This is a genomic window from Kitasatospora sp. NPDC002522 (assembly GCF_053595195.1).
In genome coordinates, this window is sequence record NZ_JBSFXE010000020.1 from 86,081 (window position 1) to 104,278 (window position 18,198).

Sequence of the window (18,198 nt, forward strand, 5' to 3'; positions counted from 1 at the left end):
CGAGGAGCAACCATGACCATCGGCCAGGACCGCGAGGTCTGCACCAGTACGGCGCTGTACCTGCGCTGTTACCCGTACGACAGCTGGCAGATGGAGACCCATCGCCGGGCCCTGGAGGACCACGCCGAGCAGCTCGGCGTCCGTCACCCGCGGGTCTACCTCGACAACGGCGCGTCGTCGCGGACGATCCGGCCGCAGCTGCGCCTGCTGCTCGCCCGGGCGTCGATGGGGCAGATCTCCACCGTGCTGATCCCCGGGCGGTGGGTGCTCTCGCTCGACGCCCGCACCGCCGACGCGGTGGTGGAGTTCCTCCGCTCGACCGGAGCCCGCGTCGAGGAACTGCCCGGGCACGCCGCCCCCGGCGAGTACCGCGTCGCGTCCTGACGCACCCGACGGGTTCGCCCCGCCGCTGCCCCGTCCGACCGGCGGCTCCCTCGGTGCTGTTGTTGCTGCTCTCCGGGCCGGGCTACGGTGGTGTTTCCCGGGGGTTCTGTGAGTGATCGTGCCGTGACGAAACAGGATGGGCGCCCTCCAGAGGGCCGGCCGACCCCGCGGGGCGGTAGCGAGCCGGGCACGGCGATGGCGATCGTCGATGTTCGCGGGTACGTGACGCGCTGGAACGCCGACGCCGAGCGACTGCTGGGCCATCCCACCGCCGAGGTCGTGGGCCGGCCCGCGGCGGACCTGCTGGCCGAACCCGTTGCCCCCGACGAGGTACGCCGCGCACTGGCCGGGAGACCGGAACGGTGGAGCGGCCCGCTCACCCTCCGGCACCGCGACGGGCGGCGCGTGGAGGTGACGGTGATCGCGCACCGCGGCGTACCGCGCGGCGAAGCACCGGACGACCCGTCGGGCAGTTGGCGCGTCGTGTGCGCGCCGACGGGGTCGCAGCCCCGGCCCGAGGACGAGGACCTCGCGCGGTGGGCGTTCGAGCAGCTGCCACGCTGCGCGGTCTCGCTGTACGACGCGCAGCTCCGCTACCGCCGCTCCAACCAGGCCATGGTTCCCGTCGTCGGCCTGCCGGACGACGCGGTGCGCGGCCTGGGCATCTGCGACATCACCAGCCAGCCGCAGGCGGCCGACCTCGCCGACGGCATGCGCCGCGCGCTGGAGGGCGGCGAGCCGGTGCACCTGGAGAGTTACCAGCGCACCGGGGGCGAGCGGCGGATCCATGCCTGGTCGGTCGACTTCGCCCCCCTGAAGGACCCCGACGGCACGGTGCACGGCGTCGCCCTCGTCGCCCACGACATGACCGAGCAGTTCTGGGCGCGCAAGCGTCTGGTGCTGCTCAACGACGCCGCCGGCCGGATCGGCAGCACGCTGGACCTCAGCCGGACCGCGCGCGAGCTGCTGGAGGTGGCGGTCCCCGAGTTCGCGGACTTCGCCAGCGTCGACCTGCTCACCGCACTGGAAGCCGACGTCGAACCGGTCGAGGGCGAGCTCTTCGGCGATGTGATGCTCCGGCGCATCGCGCACCGCTTCGCCCCGGGCACGCGGCTGCCGACCGTGCTGGCGATCGGCACCACCGACAGCTATCCCGAGTTCTCACCGCCGGCCCGCGCGCTCGCGACGGGCGCCGGGGTGCTCAGCAATGCCGAGGACGCCGAATTCGTCCACTGGATGGCGGTGGACAGCCGCCGCGCCGCGATCATCCGGGACCAGGGCTACCACTCGATGATGGCGGTCCCGCTCCGCGCCCGCGGGGTGACGCTCGGCGTCGCCGTGTTCTACCGCCGCAGCCGCCCCGACCGGATGGAACGGTTCGGGCGGGACGACCTCCTGCTGGCCGAGGAACTGGCCGCCAGGGCCGCCGTCGCGATCGACAACGCCCGCAGGTACACCCGTGAGCGCGAGACCGCGCTGTCCCTGCAGCACAGCCTGCTGCCGCAGCACATGCCGGAGCGGGCGGCGATGGAGGCGGCCTCCCGGTACATCCCCGCCTCCACCCGCTCCGGGATCGGCGGTGACTGGTTCGACCTGATCCCGCTCTCCGGCGCCCGCATCGCCCTGGTCGTCGGCGACGTCGTGGGCCACGGCATCCGCGCCACCGCGACCATGGGCCGGCTGCGCACCGCCGTGCGCACGCTCTCCGACGTGGACCTGCCGCCGGACGAGCTGCTGACCAGCCTGGACGACCTCGTGGTGCGGCTGTCCTCGGAGGCCGGGGCGTCGGGGGAGGTCGGCGAGATCGGGGCCACCTGCTGCTACGCCATCTACGATCCGGTGTCCCGGACGTGCACGATGGCCAGCGCCGGACATCCGCCGCCGGTGATCATGCCGCCCGAGGGCGTCCCGGCCGCGGCCCGGACGCCGATCGGCGCGCCGCTCGGCGTCGGCGGGCTGCCGTTCGAGTCGACCACGGTGGAACTGGCGGAGGGCAGCCTGCTGGCGCTGTTCTCCAACGGCCTGATCGACGACCGCGAGCGCGACGTCGACGAGGGGTACCAGCGGCTGTGCCAGGTGCTCGCCCGCACCGGACCCTCGCTGGAGGACGCCTGTGACGCGGTCCTCGACGACCTGGTGGTGGGGCGGCCCCGCGACGACGTCGCCCTGGTCATCGCGCGTACCCGCGGTCTGGACGACGACCACGTCGTCACCTGGGAGGTCCCGCCCGACCGGTCCGCGGTCGCGGCCGCCCGCAAGGCGGTCTCGCAGCGGCTCTCCGAGTGGGGAGCGAGCGAGCAGATCTACCCGGCGGAGCTGATCGTCAGCGAGCTGGTGACCAACGCGATCCGCTACGCGGCCCCGCCCATCACCCTGCGCCTGATCCGCGACCAGGTCCTGATCTGCGAGGTCTCGGACGCCAGCAGCACCGCCCCGCACCTGCGCCGCGCCCGCGACTGGGAGGAGGGCGGCCGCGGCCTGATGCTCGTCGCCCAGCTGGCGTACCGCTGGGGCACCCGGCACAGCCACACCGGCAAGACCATCTGGGCCGAGATGCCGCTCTCCGACACTCCCCCGCCGACCTGGACCGCCTGAGGAGCCGGGTCGGTCGGCCGTCGAACGGCCGGTGTCAGCCGGCCGGCTCCGCCCGGGCCAGCCGGCCGCCGCTGGCGGCGGTGAGGCGGGTGAGGGCTCGGGCCAGCTCGCCGTGGTCGTCGATCGCGGCCAGGAGGCGGGCCTGGTCCTCGTGGACGCGATGAGCGGCGCGCTGGTGGGTGATGCGACCGCGGGCGGTGAGGTGGAGCAGCACGCGGCGGCGGTCGGTGGGGTCGGGGCGGCGGTGGACGAGATTGTCGGCCACCATGCGGTCGACCAGCTTGGTGAGGCTCGGCGGCGGCATCAGGACGTGCTCGGCGATCTCGGTCATCGGATGCCCCTGCCCGTCGGCGACCAGCGCCAGGACGCGCCACTGCTCGACGGTGCATCCTTCCTCGGCCAGTAGCGCGGCCAGCCGCCGGGCCATCCGGTGTTCGGCGCGGCTGAGCAGGTGGGCCAGGTCCTGCGGCGGTTCGGAAGGCATTGCCGGGTTCCTCACGGTCGGTCTAGTGTGCGGCGGGATTGCGAGCCTCGGTCAGGGTGCCGGGGCGGGATCCGTTTCATCGCGGCTGCGCCCTTCAGGAAGGTGGTCCGGTGCATCTGGGGCTGCCCGGCGACGGTGGTCACCGTGACGTGCTGGCGGTCGCCCTCGTCGTGCCGCTGCAGGGGTCGGCGGGGATCTTCGGCCCGTCCTGCGAACTGGCCGCGCGCCTGGCCGCCGCCGAGATCAACGCGGCCGGCGGCATCCTGGACCGCGAGGTGCGGCTGGTGGTGGTCGACGGCGGGGCGTCGCCGGAGCGGGTGGCGGCCGAGGTCGAGGCACTGGTCTCGCTGGGAGCCGTGCAGGCCGTGGTGGGCTGGCACACCTCCGCCGTACGCCAGGCGCTGGCACCGCGGATCGTCGGCCGGGTGCCGTACGTCTACACCGCGCAGCACGAGGGCGGCGAGCACACCCCGGGCATCTTCCTGACGGGCGAGTCGGACGCCGCGCAACTCCTCCCGGCGATGCGGCTGCTGGCCGAGGCCACCGGGGTGCGGCGCTGGTGCACGGTGGGCAACGACTACGTCTGGCCGCAGGTCACGGCCCGGGCCGCGCGCGGGTACGCCCGCGCCTGTGGCGGGCGGGTCGTCGGCGAGGTGTTCGTGCGGCTCGGCGCGGAGGACTTCGGGCCGGCGCTGCGGCGGGTGGAGCGCTGCGAGGCCGACGCGGTGCTGATGCTGCTGGTCGGCGAGGACGCGGTGCGCTTCAACCGGGCCTTCGCCGCGCGCGGCCTGGACCAGCGCTGCCAGCGGCTGAGCACCCACATGGACGAGAACATCCTGCTGGCCGCCGGGGCCGAGGCCACCGGCGGGCTCTGGGCGGCGTCCGGCTTCTTCGAGACCCTGGCGACCGCCGAGAGCCTGGACTTCGGACGCCGCTACGTCGACCGCTTCGGGACGGAGGCGCCCGTGGTCGGCAGCCTGGGCGAGTCCTGCTTCGAGGGCCTGCGGCTGCTGGCCGCGTTGGCGGAGCGGGCGCGGTCGCTGGACGTGGGCGCGATCCGGGCCGCCGGCGGCGCGGTCGCGTACGAGGGCCCGCGAGGTGCGCTGCGGCTCCGCGGCAACCATCTCGACCAGCGCTTCTACCTCGCGCGGGCCGACGTCTTCGACTTCCACGTCGTCGCCCAGCTCTGACCGTCCTCCGCGCACGCGGCCGACAGTATCGTGAGCTGGGAATATTTTCCACGGGAAGTTTTGAGCCTGGAATTAAATGCCGGGGAAACTCACCGGAAACGACCTGCCGCAACTCTTCCGTCGTCGGCCGGGCCCACGCGCCCGGCCCTGGCCTCGCCCCGCGGAGGAGTGACGAGTCGTGACGGAAACCATCGACGAGCTGAAGCCGAGCACAAGCTCCGGCAGGCGCTACAACGACTGGACGCAGAACAGCACGCTGGAGGACTACTCGCTGCGCTACGCGCCCAAGTCGTTCCGGCGCTGGACCCCGTACGTGGTGGCGACCACCGCCCTGGGCGGCATCGCCTACCTGGCGGACTTCGCCATCGGCGGCTCCATCGCCATCTCCAACGGCTTCGGCAGCGCGATGGTGGCGATCCTGGCCGCCGCGGTGGTCATCTTCCTGACCGGCATCCCGATCTCGTACTACTCGGCGAAGTACTCCATCGACATGGACCTGCTGACCCGGGGAGCCGGATTCGGCTACCTGGGCTCGACCCTGACCTCGGTGATCTACGCCAGCTTCACCTTCATCTTCTTCGCGCTCGAGGGGTCGATCATGGCCCAGGCGCTCCAGCTCGGCCTGGGGATCCCGCTGGCGGTCGCCTACCTGATCGCCTCGCTGATCATCCTCCCGCTGGTCGTCTACGGCATGACCGCGCTGTCGAAGATGCAGGTCTGGACCCAGCCCATCTGGCTGGTCCTCATGGTCGCCCCCTTCGTCTCCATCGCCGTCCAGGACCCCGGCAAGTTCTCCGCGTTCACCCACTTCGCGGGCAACTCGCCCACCGGGTCCCGGATCAGCATGATCGGGATCGGCGCCGGAGCCGGCGTCGCCCTGTCCCTGATCGCGCAGATCGGCGAGCAGGTCGACTACCTGCGGTTCATGCCCGACAAGACCCCGCAGAACGCCAGGAAGTGGTGGGGCGCCGTGATCAGCGCGGGACCGGGCTGGGTCGTCCTCGGCGCGGCCAAGCAGATCGGCGGCGCCTTCCTCGCCTTCTACATCGCCGGCAGCGTGGGCCTGGGCAAGGCCGACCAGCCCATTCAGCAGTACCTCGCCGGCTTCAGGACCTTCGCCGCGCCGATCGCACTGGGCCTGGCCACCTTCTTCGTGATCCTCTCCCAGATCAAGATCAACTCGACCAACGCCTACTCCGGCTCGCTCTCCTGGTCCAACTTCTTCTCCCGCCTGACCCACCGTCACCCGGGCCGGGTGGTCTACATCTTCCTCAACGTCGGCATCGCCCTGGCGCTGATGGAGGGCGGCGTCTTCGGCTTCCTCAACACCGTGCTCGGCTTCTACTCCAACGTCGCGATAGCCTGGATCGGCGCCGTCGTCGCCGACCTGGTCATCAACAAGCCGCTGAAGCTCAGCCCGTCCTACATCGAGTTCAAGCGCGCCCACCTGCACAACTTCAACCCGGTCGGCTTCGGCTCGATGCTGATCGCGTCGGCGGTCTCCATCGCCGCCTACTTCGGCGCCTTCGGCAGCTACGGCACCGCGTACTCCCCGTTCATCGCCCTGCTCCTCGCGATGGTGCTCTCCCCCCTCCTCGCGGTGCTCACCAAGGGCCGGTACTACATCGCCCGCACCGACGACCAGGACGAGCCACTCTTCACCGAGGACGGCCTGCTCTCCGCCGCGACCCTGACCTGCACCGTCTGCGCCGAGGCCTTCGAACGCCCGGACATCGCCGGCTGCCCCTTCCACCAGGGCGCCATCTGCTCCCTGTGCTGCAGCCTGGAGAAGGACTGCCACGACGCCTGCAAGAAGAGCGGATCCGGCAGCGGCCCGGTCGACCTCGCGATGCCCGCCGTCCGCTCCACCGCCTGACCGCACCTGAACGGCCGCCGACCCCCGTCGCTGTGATGCGCGGCGGGGGTCCTGCGGTGCGGTGGTCGGACGTCGGCCCGGATCGGGGCCCGCGTCCCGGACGGGCGGGGTCAGCCTACGAGGGCGAGGCCGTTCACCCAGAGGTTGTTGACCCGGTTCCGCTCGTTGGTGTTCGGGTACGGGTTGGTGCACGAGGTGCCGGGGCCGCCGCCGGACATCAGCTCGCTGCACGGGCCGGAGTAGTGGTCGGGCAGGCCGAGCACGTGGCCGGTCTCGTGGGCGGTGACGCGCAGCGAGCTGTACTGCCGGTTCTGCGCGTAGTCGAGGAAGATGTAGCCGCTGCCGTGGCCGTCGGTGGAGGCGTAGGAGCCGCGGGAGTCGTTGCCCTCGTAGTAGCGGAAGTCGGCGTTGGTGCCGGAGCGGAGCTGGACCTTGGTGACCGAGGAGTTCCAGATCTGCGCGCTCTGGGAGATGACGGTGCGGAAGGTCGGGGCCTGGCTGGCGTCATAGGTGACGGTGACGCTCGCCAGGTAGGGGCTGGCGGCCTGCTTGGCGCGGGCCGACTTCATCACGGCCTCGTAGAACGCCTTGTTGTTGGCGTCCTCGGAGGAGTTGGCGGTGATGCCCGCGGACGGGGTGTAGCCCTGGGTGGTGGCTGCGGTGGCGGGCACGGCGGCGGTACCGACGGCGAGGACCAGTCCGAGGGCAGCGGCGAGCACGGTCATGGAGCGGTTCATGTGGGGACTCCATTTCGCGGGTCCCGGGGCCGTGGGGAGGCCGTCCGGGACGCGGTGACGAGGTGTTGCACCGAGCTTGGGGCAGGGCGGGCGGGGCGCGGAGATGGCAACCGGCGATAGCTCGGGTCAATACCCGTGCGCAGCCCGCGATTTGACGGCCCGTGGGCTGGATTTGACATGCTCTTGGCAGATTGTGGGCGCCTGGCTATGCTCCCGTGATGGAGCTCGACGTCCGACACCTGCGGGTGCTGTGCGCGATCGCGGATACCGGCAGCGTCCGGAAGGCCGCCCGTCGACTCGGCATGACCCAGCCCTCGCTGACCACCCAACTTCACCGCATCGAACGGACCATCGGCGGGCGGCTGTTCACCCGCGAACAGACCGGCAGTCGCCCCACCGCCCTCGGCCACTCGGTGCTCTCCCGCGCCCGACCCGTGATCACCGAGATGGACGCCCTCGTCGTCGCCGCCCGCGCCGAGGCCGCCGGACCCGGCCGCCGCCGGCTGCGCATCGGCAGCGTCGGCAGCCGCGCGGTCGCCGCCTGGCTGCGCCGCATCCACGATCGGCTCCCGGAGACCGACACCACCATCCACATCGACATCTCGGCGATCGCCCTGCTGCAACTGGTCGCCGCCGAACAGCTCGACATCGCCTTCGTCCACGAGAGCGAGGGCTTTCCGCTGCACGTGCCGGCCGGCGCCGAGCAGCGGGTGCTGGTCGCCCGCGAACCCCAGTTCGTCGCCCTCGCCGAGACCCACCCCGCCGCCGCCCGGCCGGTCGTCAGCCTCGCCGACCTCGCCCACGACACCTGGATGGTCGACCCGACCGCCGACCACGAGTACGCCGCACTGCGCCGCGTCTTCGCCGAGGCCGGACTCGACCCACGCGTCGTCCAGGTCAGGGACAACGCCACCGCCGCCGAGCTCGTCGCCTCCGGCGAAGCCGTCCGCCCCTGCCAGCCCACCTCACCGCCCGGCCCCGGCACCATCCTTCGCCCCGTCCACGGCGACCCGCTCGCCGTCCGGCTGCTGCTCACCTGGCGCCCCGACACCGTCGGCGGCCCGGCACTCGACGGCCTCTGGGTCGACCTCTGCCACGCCTACCTCGACCTGGCCAGCGTCAACCCCGCCTACCGGGCCTGGCTGCACCGCCACAACCGCTCCCTGCACACCCTCCTCGCACCGGCGGGGCCGCCGACCTGAGGTCCGTTGACATGAGGTCCGCCGACCTGAGGTCCGTTGACCTGAGGTTCGTTCCCGCTCGCACGGGATTCGCCCGGTCGGGCCGGGGAAGGAGGCGTCCCATGGGAGAGGTTCCGGGTGCGCGTGCGGAGTTGGAGCGGTTCGGGCAGGTCCTGCGGGCGCAGCTCGTCGCGCTGATGGAGGAACTGACCCCGGGTGCCACCGACTCCGGGCGTCTCCCGCTCGGTGCGCCGGAGGCCGTCGAGGGGCACGAGCCGTCGGCTCACGCCTACTCGGTCGTGTTCCACGGCGAACGCCCCGACGGGGTCCGTGCCGCCGACGCCGTCTCCCGGGCGGCCCAACTGCTCGGCGCGGCGGGCTGGGAGGCCACCGGTCCGCAGGAGGAGGGCAACGGGCCGTCGCGCAGGTACGTACTCACCGCCCTCCACCCCGACGGCATCCGGATCGAGATCCGCTCGGGCGACGGCGGCCCGGGCGTGCTCCACAGCGGGCGGACCCCCGCCGTGGCCCTGCGCGAACCGGAGCAGGCCCGGCGGCCGGAACCGGTCCGGACGCCGGAGACCGTCACGCCCGGCTTTGTCCTCCGCTACGAGTGCGACGGTCTCGGCGCCTGCGACCACTGCGGTGGGCGCGGCTGGGTGCCGGGCGAACCACGCAGGCGCGAGCGCTGCCGCGTGTGCTTCGCGCGACGCGTCTGTCCGATCTGCCAGGGTGCCGGCGAGCTGGCGATCTCCGACCTGTCGACCTATCAGCTGGGCTACTACCCCGGGCTGTGACCCGGTGCTCTCCGACCGGACAGGTTGACCGGGGCGGCGCTCGGGAGACCGCTACCGGTCTGGCTGTCGGCGACATTCAGCCGGTGCTGGGTGGGGTGGTGGCGGGGCCGGTCAAGGTCCGGTGGCCGGCGGAGCGTGAAGCAGCAGCAGTCGCAGCGGATCGTGCGACCAGGCTCGACCGAATCTCGTACGTCCTGGACCGCTTCCCTGACGGACGTTCACCTTCGACGAGTTCGGGCTGCTCGGTATCCGCCCCATTGCGGGCACCTGTTGGGTTGGACGGAGCCGGTCCGCCCGCAAGGGCACCGCGAATTCCCTGGCCGAGGAATACCGACGCCCACCGCCGTCCCACCCCGGCCTTCGGACCGCACGCGGTCCGGACCCCCGCCCTACATGTCGGAGTCCGGCACCGATTCCACGGTGGTGAAACTTTCACCGGCATACCGGCGGCGTGCACGATTCGCGCGCTCGACGATCGGACCGGCGCCCGCCGAACCGTCTCCGTCCACCACGCACGCCCGACTCCCGTGCCACGCCGGGACGGGACGACTCCCCGCGACAGCTCCGGGACCTCAGTGACAGAACCGAGATCATCCGCCCTGGTCCGTCCCTCGACCTGGTGCGCCGCCCTGCGGCCTGCCCGGACCCGGCCATGCCCGACCACCTCGCACAGCCCCCACACCCCCGGCCCCTCGCCACGCCACCCCACGGGGAGGGGGGTATCCCGTGCGCGGAAGCAGCGGAGCCGGGCGATCGCGGTGCCACAACTCGGGGACCGGCCACCGGGAGGCGCGCATTGTTGCAAGAAGGGTTGACACTGCGCGCGGGGTATTGGAAGCTCCCATTGGCCCACACCGGGGACATTCACCTCGGTGATCTTTTTTGCGATTGATTGTTAGCGCTAACAGTCAGCCGTCGAATCCACCGCCGATCGGGAGGCCGGCATGCGGACCTGAGCGCCACGACCGGCCACCGGCAGGCCTCGTGCGACCACTCGGCGCACTGCGCGGCCGGACGGCGAGCGAGGAGTCGCGCCGGCTTGCCGGCTTCTTCCGCTCATTCCGGCACTCACGAAGCCGAACCGGAGATCCCGGTTGGATTCGCCGTCCCGATATTCCAGGAAAAGCCGCACCGGAAATACCGGCGCACAGTCCGCCATTTCTTCGCGCGGCGACCTCGATGCCCAGTCGAGCCTCCCCGAGATCCCCGCCCGCAACCGTGAGGCCCTCCACCGAGACGCGTTTGTCATGCTCACAACCATGCGCCCGCGAATGCCGAACCGCGAGAAACAGACACCTCCCCCACCACTCCCCTCAGGAGGCGACCACATGCTCCACGCGAACCTGCGCGTCACCCCGCCCTCGGCGCGCACCCGGCTGCGGAGGACGCTTGCCTGCGTACTCTCGGCGTTACTCCTGTCCTTGGCGATTCCGCTGCTTTCCCTGGGCGCGGCCCAGCCGGCTGCGGCCGCGGGCGCGGCCCCTTCTGCGGCGGCCCTGGGCAACGGGTTGGCGGTCACGCCGCCGATGGGTTTCAACGACTGGAACGCCTACGGCTGCAACGTCTCCGAGGCGCTGATCAAGAGCACGGCGCTGGCCATGCACAACAACGGCATGCAGAGCGCCGGGTACGAGTACGTCAACATCGACGACTGCTGGATGACCCACAGTCGGGGCTCCGACGGGCGCCTGGTGCCCGACCCGACCAAGTTCCCGGACGGGATCAAGGGCACCGCCGACTACGTCCACTCGCTGGGGTTGAAGCTGGGCATCTACGAGGACGCCGGACTGCAGACCTGCGCCGGCTTCCCGGGCAGCCTGGGCCACGAGACCACGGACGCGCAGACCTTCGCCGGCTGGGGCGTGGACTACCTGAAGTACGACAACTGCTATGCGGGGCCCGGCTGTTGGCTGAACTCCTGCCCCAACGGCAGCAAGGCGCCCGCGCAGACCCGCTACACCACGATGCGTGACGCGCTGGCCGCGGCCGGCCGGCCCATCCTGTTCAGCCTGTGCAACTGGGGCGAGGACAACGTGTGGACCTGGGGCGCCGGCGTCGGCAACAGCTGGCGCACCACCGGCGACATCAACTCCAGCTACGGCAGCATGCTGTCGATCTTCCACAGCAACGTGAACCTGGCCGCCTACGCCGGGCCCGGCCACTGGAACGACCCGGACATGCTCGAGGTCGGCAACAGCCCGCTCACCGACGTCGAGGCCCGCTCGGAGTTCAGCCTGTGGGCGGAGATGGCGGCTCCGCTGATCGTCGGCACCAACGTCGCCTCGGCGAGCCCGGCCACCCTGGCCACGCTCACCAACACCCGGGTGATCGCGGTGAACCAGGACTCGCTCGGCAAGCAGGGCACCCTGGTGTCCTCCGCCGGCGGTCTCGACGTGCTGGCCAGGCCGCTGGCGAACGGTGACGTCTCGGTGGCCCTGTTCAACGAGACCGGATCGACCGCGACCATCAGCACCTCCGCCGCCGCGATCGGGAAGACCGGAGCGTCCGGCTACAACCTCACCGACCTGTGGACCGGCGCGACTTCGACCACCACCGGCACCATCAGCGCCTCGGTCCCGGCGCACGGCACCACCATGTTCCGCGTCGCGGGCGGCACCAGCGGCGGGACGAACCAGACCGGCCCGGTGCGCGCGGTCGGTGCGAACAAGTGCCTGGACGTGCCGAACTCGACCACCACCCCGGGCACCCAGCTGCAGATCTGGGACTGCAACGGCCAGCCGAACCAGACCTGGACCCGCACCTCCTCCGGCCAGCTGACCGTCACCTCGGGCGGCACCCAGCTGTGCCTGGACGCGTACAACAACCAGACCTCGCCCGGCACCAAGGTCGAGATCTGGACCTGCAACGGCCAGGCGAACCAGCAGTGGAAGGTGAACGCCGACGGCACCATCACCAGCGCCCTGTCCGGGCTCTGCCTCGACGTCACCGCCAAGTCCACCGCCAACGGCGCCCTGATCGACCTGTGGACCTGCAACGGTCAGACCAACCAGCAGTGGGCCGTCTGAGCGGTCACCGGGTGCAACTGCCGTGCTGCCGCCGAGATCCCGACCTCGTGAGGCAGCACGGCAGGTGCACCGTCCATCACACCCGTTCACCCCACGAGATGCAGGGAGCTCAGATGCGCGACAGTCAAGGCCCGGGACGACGACCGAGGATCGCTTCGCTTCACCGCCGGCTCGGCACGCTGACCCGGGTGGCCGCCACGATCCTGCTGGTCGTCGCCGGTCTCACCGGTGCGGGGTCCTTCGTCGGCAGTGCGAGGGCCGCCACCGCCGGCCCGTGCGACATCTACGCGGCGGGCGGAACTCCGTGCGTGGCCGCGCACTCCACGACCCGTGCGCTCTACTCGGCGTACGGCGGCGCGCTCTACCAGGTCCGGCGGAGCTCGGACAGCAGGACGCAGAACGTCGGCGTCGTCAGTGCCGGGGGCGTCGCCAACGCGGCCACCCAGGACGCCTTCTGCGCTGGCACCTCGTGCGTGGTCACGGTGATCTTCGACCAGTCCGGCCACGGCAACGACCTCGCCTACCAGGGTCCCGGGGGCGCCGGAGGCAGTGACACCCCGGCCAGCGCGACCAGCGAGGCCCTGACGCTCGGCGGCGCCAAGGCGTACTCGCTCTACATCAACCCCGGGAACAGCTACTGGCACGACGGGTCCTCCTCCGGGATGCCGCTCGGCAGTGCTCCCCAGGGCGCGTACATGGTGACCAGCGGAACGCACGTCAACGGCGGCTGCTGCTTCGACTACGGGAACAGCGAGACGGACCGCAAGGCCGACGGTGCGGGCGCCATGAACGCCATCTACTTCGGAACCAGTTGCTGGTTCGGCGGCTGCTCGGGCACCGGTCCGTGGGTGCAGGCCGACCTCGAGTACGGCCTGTACTCCGGCGGCAGCCAGTCGTGGAACCAGAACCAGCGGGCCTTCTCCAGCCGCTACGTCACCGCGATGCTGAAGAACAACGGCGTCTCGCAGTTCGCGCTCAAGGGCGGTGACGCCCAGTCCGGCGGGCTCACGACGCTCTGGAACGGCGCGCTCCCGCCCGGCTACAGCCCGATGAAGCAGCAGGGCGCGATCATCCTGGGCAGCGGCGGCGACTGCTGCGCCGGCAACACCAACCAGAGCCTCGGCACCTTCTACGAGGGCGCCGTCGTCAGCGGCTACCCGTCCGACGCCACCGACAACGCCGTCCAGGCCAACATCGCGACCGCCGGCTACAGCGCCGGCACCGGCGGCGGTTCCAGCACCGGTCCGCTGCACGCCGTCGGCGCCGCGAAGTGCCTGGACATCCCCAACTCCAGTACCACCAGCGGCACCCAGGCCCAGATCTACTCCTGCTCCGGAGCCGCGAACCAGACCTGGACCGCCACCTCCTCGGGCCAGCTGACGGTGTACTCCGGCAGCAGCCAGCTGTGCCTTGACGCCAGCGGCAAGGGCACCGCCAACGGCACGAAGGCGATCACCTGGCCCTGCAACGGACAGTCCAACCAGCAGTGGACCCGCAATGCCGACGGCACCATCACCGGCGTCCAGTCCGGACTCTGTCTGGACGTCAGCGGAGCATCGACGGCGAACGGCGCCCCGGTCCAGTTGTGGGCCTGCAACGGGCAGAGCAACCAGCAGTGGAAGCTCGGATGACGTCCAGGATCACCCGCGCCGACCCGCTCACCGGCCACCACCCTCGGCGTCGTCGTACTCGGTCGTCCCGGCGTCCAGGAGCGGGACGGGCTGCTTGAGGTGGGCGGGGGCGAGGGCGCGTAGGCCGTGGTAGCCGAGGAGCGTGATCAGGGTGCCGAGGGCGATGCCGCTGAGTTCGAAGGTGTCGGTGAACTTCAGGGTGACGTTGCCGATGCCGATGATGACGCCCGCGGCGACCGGGACCAGGTGGAGCGGGTTGGTGAGGTCGACCCGGTTGTGGATCCAGATCTGCGCGCCTAGCAGGCCGATCATGCCGTACAGGACCACGGTGATCCCGCCCAGCACCCCGCCCGGGATCGCCGCGACCACCGCCCCGAACTTCGGGCACAGCCCGAACAGGATCGCGAAGCCCGCCGCGCACCAGTAGGCGGCGGTCGAGTACACCCGGGTCGCGGCCATCACGCCGATGTTCTCCGCGTACGTGGTGGTGGCCGGGCCGCCGACCGCGGTGGACATCACCGTGGCCGCGCCGTCCGCCATGATCGCGGTGCCCATCCGGTCGTCCAGCGGATCACCCGTCATCTCGGACACCGCCTTCACGTGCCCCGCGTTCTCCGCGATCAGCGCCACCACCACCGGCAGCGCCACCAGGATCGCGGACGCGGAGAAGCTCGGCGCGTGCAGCGACGGCAGGCCGATCCAGTCCGCGCTGCCGACGCCCGACAGGTCCAGCCGCCAGTGGTCCACGGCCGCGCCGCCACCCGCCGGGGAGTGGATCCGGCCGAAGATCCGGTCGAACAGCCAGGACACCACGTACCCGAAGACCAGCCCCAGGAAGATCGCGATCCGCGACCAGAACCCCCGCAGCACCACCAGCGCCAGCGCCGTGAACGCCATCGTCAGCAACGCCGTCCACTGGTCCTGCGGCCAGTACGTCCCCGCCGCGACCGGCGCCAGGTTGAACCCGATCAGGAGCACCACCGCACCCGTCACCACCGGCGGCAGCACCGCGTGGATCACCCGCGAGCCGAACCCCTGCACCACCGCCCCGCACGCCGCCAGCACCGCACCGACCACCAGCAGCGCACCCGTCAGCGTCGAGGCGTCCCCACCCTGCGTCTTGATGACCGCCGCCACCCCGACGAACGACAGGCTGGAGCCCAGGTACGACGGAATCCGACCACTCGTCACCAGCAGGAAGAAGATCGTCGCCACACCCGAGACCATCACCGCCAGGTTCGGGTCCAGCCCCATCAACACCGGCGCGACGAAGGTTGTTGCGATGAACGCATGATGTGACCACCTCTGACCTGGCCTGATCGGGTGCTGCCTTGGGGAGGCTGCTGTGGTGGTGGGTGTGCGTGGGCTTCTTCGTCGTGCGTTGGTCTATATCCGGGTGAGTACGGCGCGGCCGGACATGATCAGTCCGGAGTTGCAGGAGTTCCAGTGCCGGGGGCTGGTGGACCGGGAGTCGATGCTGCTGGTGCGGGAGCCGTTGGTGGATCTGGGGAAGTCGGGGCGGGCGTTCAGCGACCGGCAGATCGCGGAGATCATCGCGATGGCCGAGCGCGGCGAGTTCGACGTGCTGGTGCTGTGGGTGTGGTCGCGGTTCGGCCGCAACACCCTCGAGTCGTTGCAGAACCTGGAGCGGCTGACCGAGCTGGGTGTGGAGGTCCGGGCGGCGAAGGAGGACTTCGACGGGCGGACGGTGATCGGCCGGTTCGCGATCCGGCAGATGCTCAACATCGCCGAACTGTTCTCCGACCAGCTGTCGGAGACATGGAAGGACACCATCGCCCGCCGGCAGCGCAAGGGCCTGCCGCACGCCAACCAGGGACGCTTCGGCTACTACCGGTGCGACACCTGCCCGCCGAAGCAACGGGGCCTGCCCCTGGAGACCTGCCCCAAGTGCAAGGAAGGCGTCCTGAAGGTCGATCAGGAACAGCTGGGGCCGCGGCTGTGGGACGCGTACGAGCGGGTCGCCGACGGGGTGAACACCGTGTCGATCACACACGAGTGGTACCGCGACGGCATCGTGGACCCAGTCACCGGGAAGCCCGTGACGCCGGCCCGCCTGTACGACATCCTCGACTCCGGCTTCGGACTGGGGCTGGTGCGCTACCGCCTGCCCGAGCAACTGCACGTGGTGGCCCCGGACAAGGACGGCGTGCCGCACAAGCGGCGCAACCGCTCCAGACGCCCCGAGCAGTTCGGCCTCTACCTCCCCGGCCGACACGAACCCGTCACCGGCGACCGCGCCACCGCCGAACACCTCTGGGACCGCTACACCGAACGCCGCGGCACCATGCCGAAACGACCCACCATCAACGACCGGCACCTCCCCCGGTACTCGGTCAGCGGACGGATGCAATGCCCCTACTGCCACGGCGGAATGCAGCCGCTGCTCCGGGCGAAGAAGAAACGCCGGCCCGAAGTGAACGGCCGACCGCACCCGTTCGACGTCACCTGGCGATGCCGCAACCACGCCGAACTCGGCAACTGCCCCGAGTCGGGGTACGGCAACCTCGAACACATCGAGACCCGCCTCCTGGCCTGGCTCCGCGAGCAGGCCGAAGCGCCCGAGGGCATGGTCGACGCCGCGGTCGCCGCGGAGCGGGCCACTCTCGTGGCCCGCGAGGAGGAGGTGCGGGCGGAACTCGCCGACCTGGTTGCGGAGGAAGACGCGATCGCCGACGCGGTGGCGGCACGGGTGATCGACTACCGGGCCGCGCAGCGCAAGAAGGAACGCATCGACAAGCGCCGCACCGAACTCACCACCGCACTGACGAGGTTGGAGGAAGCAATGGCGAAGGTGACGCGACACCCGGGGGCCGCAGCGATCGAGGCTGTCCTCGCGGCCTGGGACGGCGCCACGCCGGCGATGCGCAACGCCATGATCAAAGACGTGGTCCGCCACATCACCGTCCGCAAGGGCCGCAGCCTGCCCCTGGACGTCAAGTACGAGATCACCGCCACATGGGAACCCCCGCACGAGCTGGGAAGACTTCCGAAGTCCGGTTCCTAGATCGCCCGACTGACCCCACGCGGGTGGGGCTGACCATGCGTCCTTCTCGCAAGCACTGGCGGCCTTCGGGCTACCCCCACGCGGGTGGGGCGGACGGTGCCGCGTCCCTCGTCGCGGGACTTGCGCAGCGGTTCGCCCCACGCAGATGAGCGCGACCCGATCTAGGACCCGCTCGCACACCGGCCGGGGCCGCTGCCACACCGGTGAGGGTACGGCACTGTGGTACCCGCCAGGCGGGCGGTGCGGTGGGGGCGGGTACCCTCGGGCGCGGCAGTGCCCGAGGAGTGGGTGAGTCGCCATCGGTGGACGAGTGGGTAAACGCGGTTGGCGTAGGTATTCGGGACGGTTGCCAACGAATGGTACGTGCCGCCGTCGGCCTTCACCGCGGCGCGCGGACGCTGTGGCAGCCGGGCCCGGAAGGCCGGAGACCGACCGCTTGCCGCGACGATCGAGGCGTTGCACCAGCCACACTCGCCGTGTTCACGGTGACTTGGCTGGTGCGCCGCTGCTGCGAGGAGGTCAGCTCGTCGCTGGAGCTCGGCCGCGCACTGCGTGACGCCCAGGAATCCGCCACAAGCCCGAATCGACGCCACCCGCAACTGTCCGGGCAACGCCACCGCCTGGTCGCCACGTCGACCGAGCACGCACGCCGGGCGATGGGCTCAGCGCGGCATAGCTGCGGGAGGTGGAACAGGCGATTCGTACTGCATTGACGGACGAGCGGGCGGCAGATCGGCTGACTTCCCGGGCGCGAACAGGAGACAGGCAGGGAGAATCATCGCTCAACCATAGGTCTGACAGCGTGCGGCATTTTCCCCCACTCGGGGAGCCAGTCAGTAGCAATCTCGCCCGCCAATGCCGCATAGAACCATTCGCTGAATTCCAAATCCGACTCGTACCAGTCGCCCCAACCTCGACGGAACGCCGAAACCGTCCATTTGCCCCCCTTGCGTGGCACCAGGAAGAACTGGTCCCCCTCAAGCGTATTCCCCCAAACTAGCGCACCACCCGGCGAAGGGAGAACCAGCTCTGGAACCTTTCGAGACTGCTCCAGCTTTCTACCCATGCCCATGGCATACTTTTCAAGTCGGCGAGCTCCACAAAAAAAGATGTACTCGGAAATGGTCGCATCACCATACGCGCCGGCAATCTCACAGAAATCTGACGGGAATTCAATACCCCACCCTGCGCCAACGCTACAAACATCTTCAGAATCGCTCCTGATCGGAAATCCGAGAATCTCCACAAAGTCGGCCACGCTTCGCACGTCCA

The 18,198-nt window shown here is 70.7% G+C and carries 12 protein-coding genes and 1 pseudogene; 9 read left to right on the forward strand and 4 right to left on the reverse strand.

Going from position 1 to position 18,198, the window contains the following annotated elements:
- The first annotated feature begins 12 nt into the window (after positions 1–12).
- Together ACWD4U_RS18885 and ACWD4U_RS18890 are read left to right on the forward strand one after the other, a co-directional pair.
- Positions 13–384 (forward strand): recombinase family protein, encoded by a 372-nt coding sequence (locus tag ACWD4U_RS18885; RefSeq protein ID WP_363454714.1) that lies wholly within the window; start codon positions 13–15, stop codon positions 382–384.
- A gap of 195 nt (positions 385–579) precedes the next feature.
- Positions 580–2,979, forward strand: coding sequence for a SpoIIE family protein phosphatase (locus tag ACWD4U_RS18890; protein ID WP_363454711.1), 2,400 nt, complete (start codon positions 580–582; stop codon positions 2,977–2,979).
- Between the two features lie 34 nt (positions 2,980–3,013).
- Here the strand turns inward: ACWD4U_RS18890 and ACWD4U_RS18895 are convergent, their stop codons facing one another.
- Entirely contained in the window at positions 3,014–3,463 is a 450-nt protein-coding gene (locus ACWD4U_RS18895; protein WP_363454708.1) for a MarR family winged helix-turn-helix transcriptional regulator, read from the reverse strand.
- Between the two features lie 110 nt (positions 3,464–3,573).
- Here ACWD4U_RS18895 and ACWD4U_RS18900 point away from each other — a divergent pair, with 110 nt between their 5' ends.
- Together ACWD4U_RS18900 and ACWD4U_RS18905 are read left to right on the forward strand one after the other, a co-directional pair.
- On the forward strand, positions 3,574–4,653 hold the full coding sequence (locus tag ACWD4U_RS18900) for a substrate-binding domain-containing protein (protein ID WP_363454706.1): 1,080 nt from the start codon (positions 3,574–3,576) through the stop codon (positions 4,651–4,653).
- A 178-nt stretch (positions 4,654–4,831) separates the two neighbouring features.
- Positions 4,832–6,529: a purine-cytosine permease family protein gene (locus tag ACWD4U_RS18905; RefSeq protein ID WP_363454704.1), complete on the forward strand. Its 1,698-nt coding sequence runs from the start codon at positions 4,832–4,834 to the stop codon at positions 6,527–6,529.
- Positions 6,530–6,639: 110 nt separating this feature from the next.
- Here the strand turns inward: ACWD4U_RS18905 and snpA are convergent, their stop codons facing one another.
- Positions 6,640–7,266, reverse strand: a complete 627-nt coding sequence (snpA, locus tag ACWD4U_RS18910; protein WP_363454702.1) for a snapalysin — start codon at positions 7,264–7,266, stop codon at positions 6,640–6,642.
- 218 nt (positions 7,267–7,484) lie between these two features.
- On the opposite strand from snpA, the gene ACWD4U_RS18915 reads away from it, so the two are divergent.
- The 4 genes from ACWD4U_RS18915 (at position 7,485) to ACWD4U_RS18930 (ending at position 13,901) form a co-directional block, all read left to right on the forward strand.
- Positions 7,485–8,468: a LysR family transcriptional regulator gene (locus ACWD4U_RS18915; protein WP_363454700.1), complete on the forward strand. Its 984-nt coding sequence runs from the start codon at positions 7,485–7,487 to the stop codon at positions 8,466–8,468.
- A 101-nt stretch (positions 8,469–8,569) separates the two neighbouring features.
- A complete protein-coding gene (locus ACWD4U_RS18920) occupies positions 8,570–9,244 on the forward strand; it encodes a hypothetical protein (RefSeq protein WP_363454698.1) in 675 nt (224 codons plus the stop codon).
- A 1,328-nt stretch (positions 9,245–10,572) separates the two neighbouring features.
- On the forward strand, positions 10,573–12,270 hold the full coding sequence (locus ACWD4U_RS18925) for a glycoside hydrolase family 27 protein (RefSeq protein ID WP_449787232.1): 1,698 nt from the start codon (positions 10,573–10,575) through the stop codon (positions 12,268–12,270).
- 113 nt (positions 12,271–12,383) lie between these two features.
- Positions 12,384–13,901 (forward strand): arabinofuranosidase catalytic domain-containing protein, encoded by a 1,518-nt coding sequence (locus ACWD4U_RS18930; RefSeq protein WP_449787233.1) that lies wholly within the window; start codon positions 12,384–12,386, stop codon positions 13,899–13,901.
- A 27-nt stretch (positions 13,902–13,928) separates the two neighbouring features.
- Here the strand turns inward: ACWD4U_RS18930 and ACWD4U_RS18935 are convergent.
- A pseudogene (locus ACWD4U_RS18935) lies at positions 13,929–15,179 on the reverse strand (uracil-xanthine permease family protein); the annotation flags it as partial.
- Positions 15,180–15,258: 79 nt separating this feature from the next.
- Between ACWD4U_RS18935 and ACWD4U_RS18940 the strand changes: the two are divergent.
- Complete coding sequence (locus tag ACWD4U_RS18940) at positions 15,259–16,926, forward strand: recombinase family protein (RefSeq protein WP_449787234.1); 1,668 nt, start codon at positions 15,259–15,261, stop codon at positions 16,924–16,926.
- A gap of 775 nt (positions 16,927–17,701) precedes the next feature.
- On the opposite strand, the gene ACWD4U_RS18945 is transcribed toward ACWD4U_RS18940, so the two are convergent.
- Entirely contained in the window at positions 17,702–18,193 is a 492-nt protein-coding gene (locus ACWD4U_RS18945; protein ID WP_363454692.1) for a hypothetical protein, read from the reverse strand.
- Positions 18,194–18,198: the final 5 nt, after the last annotated feature.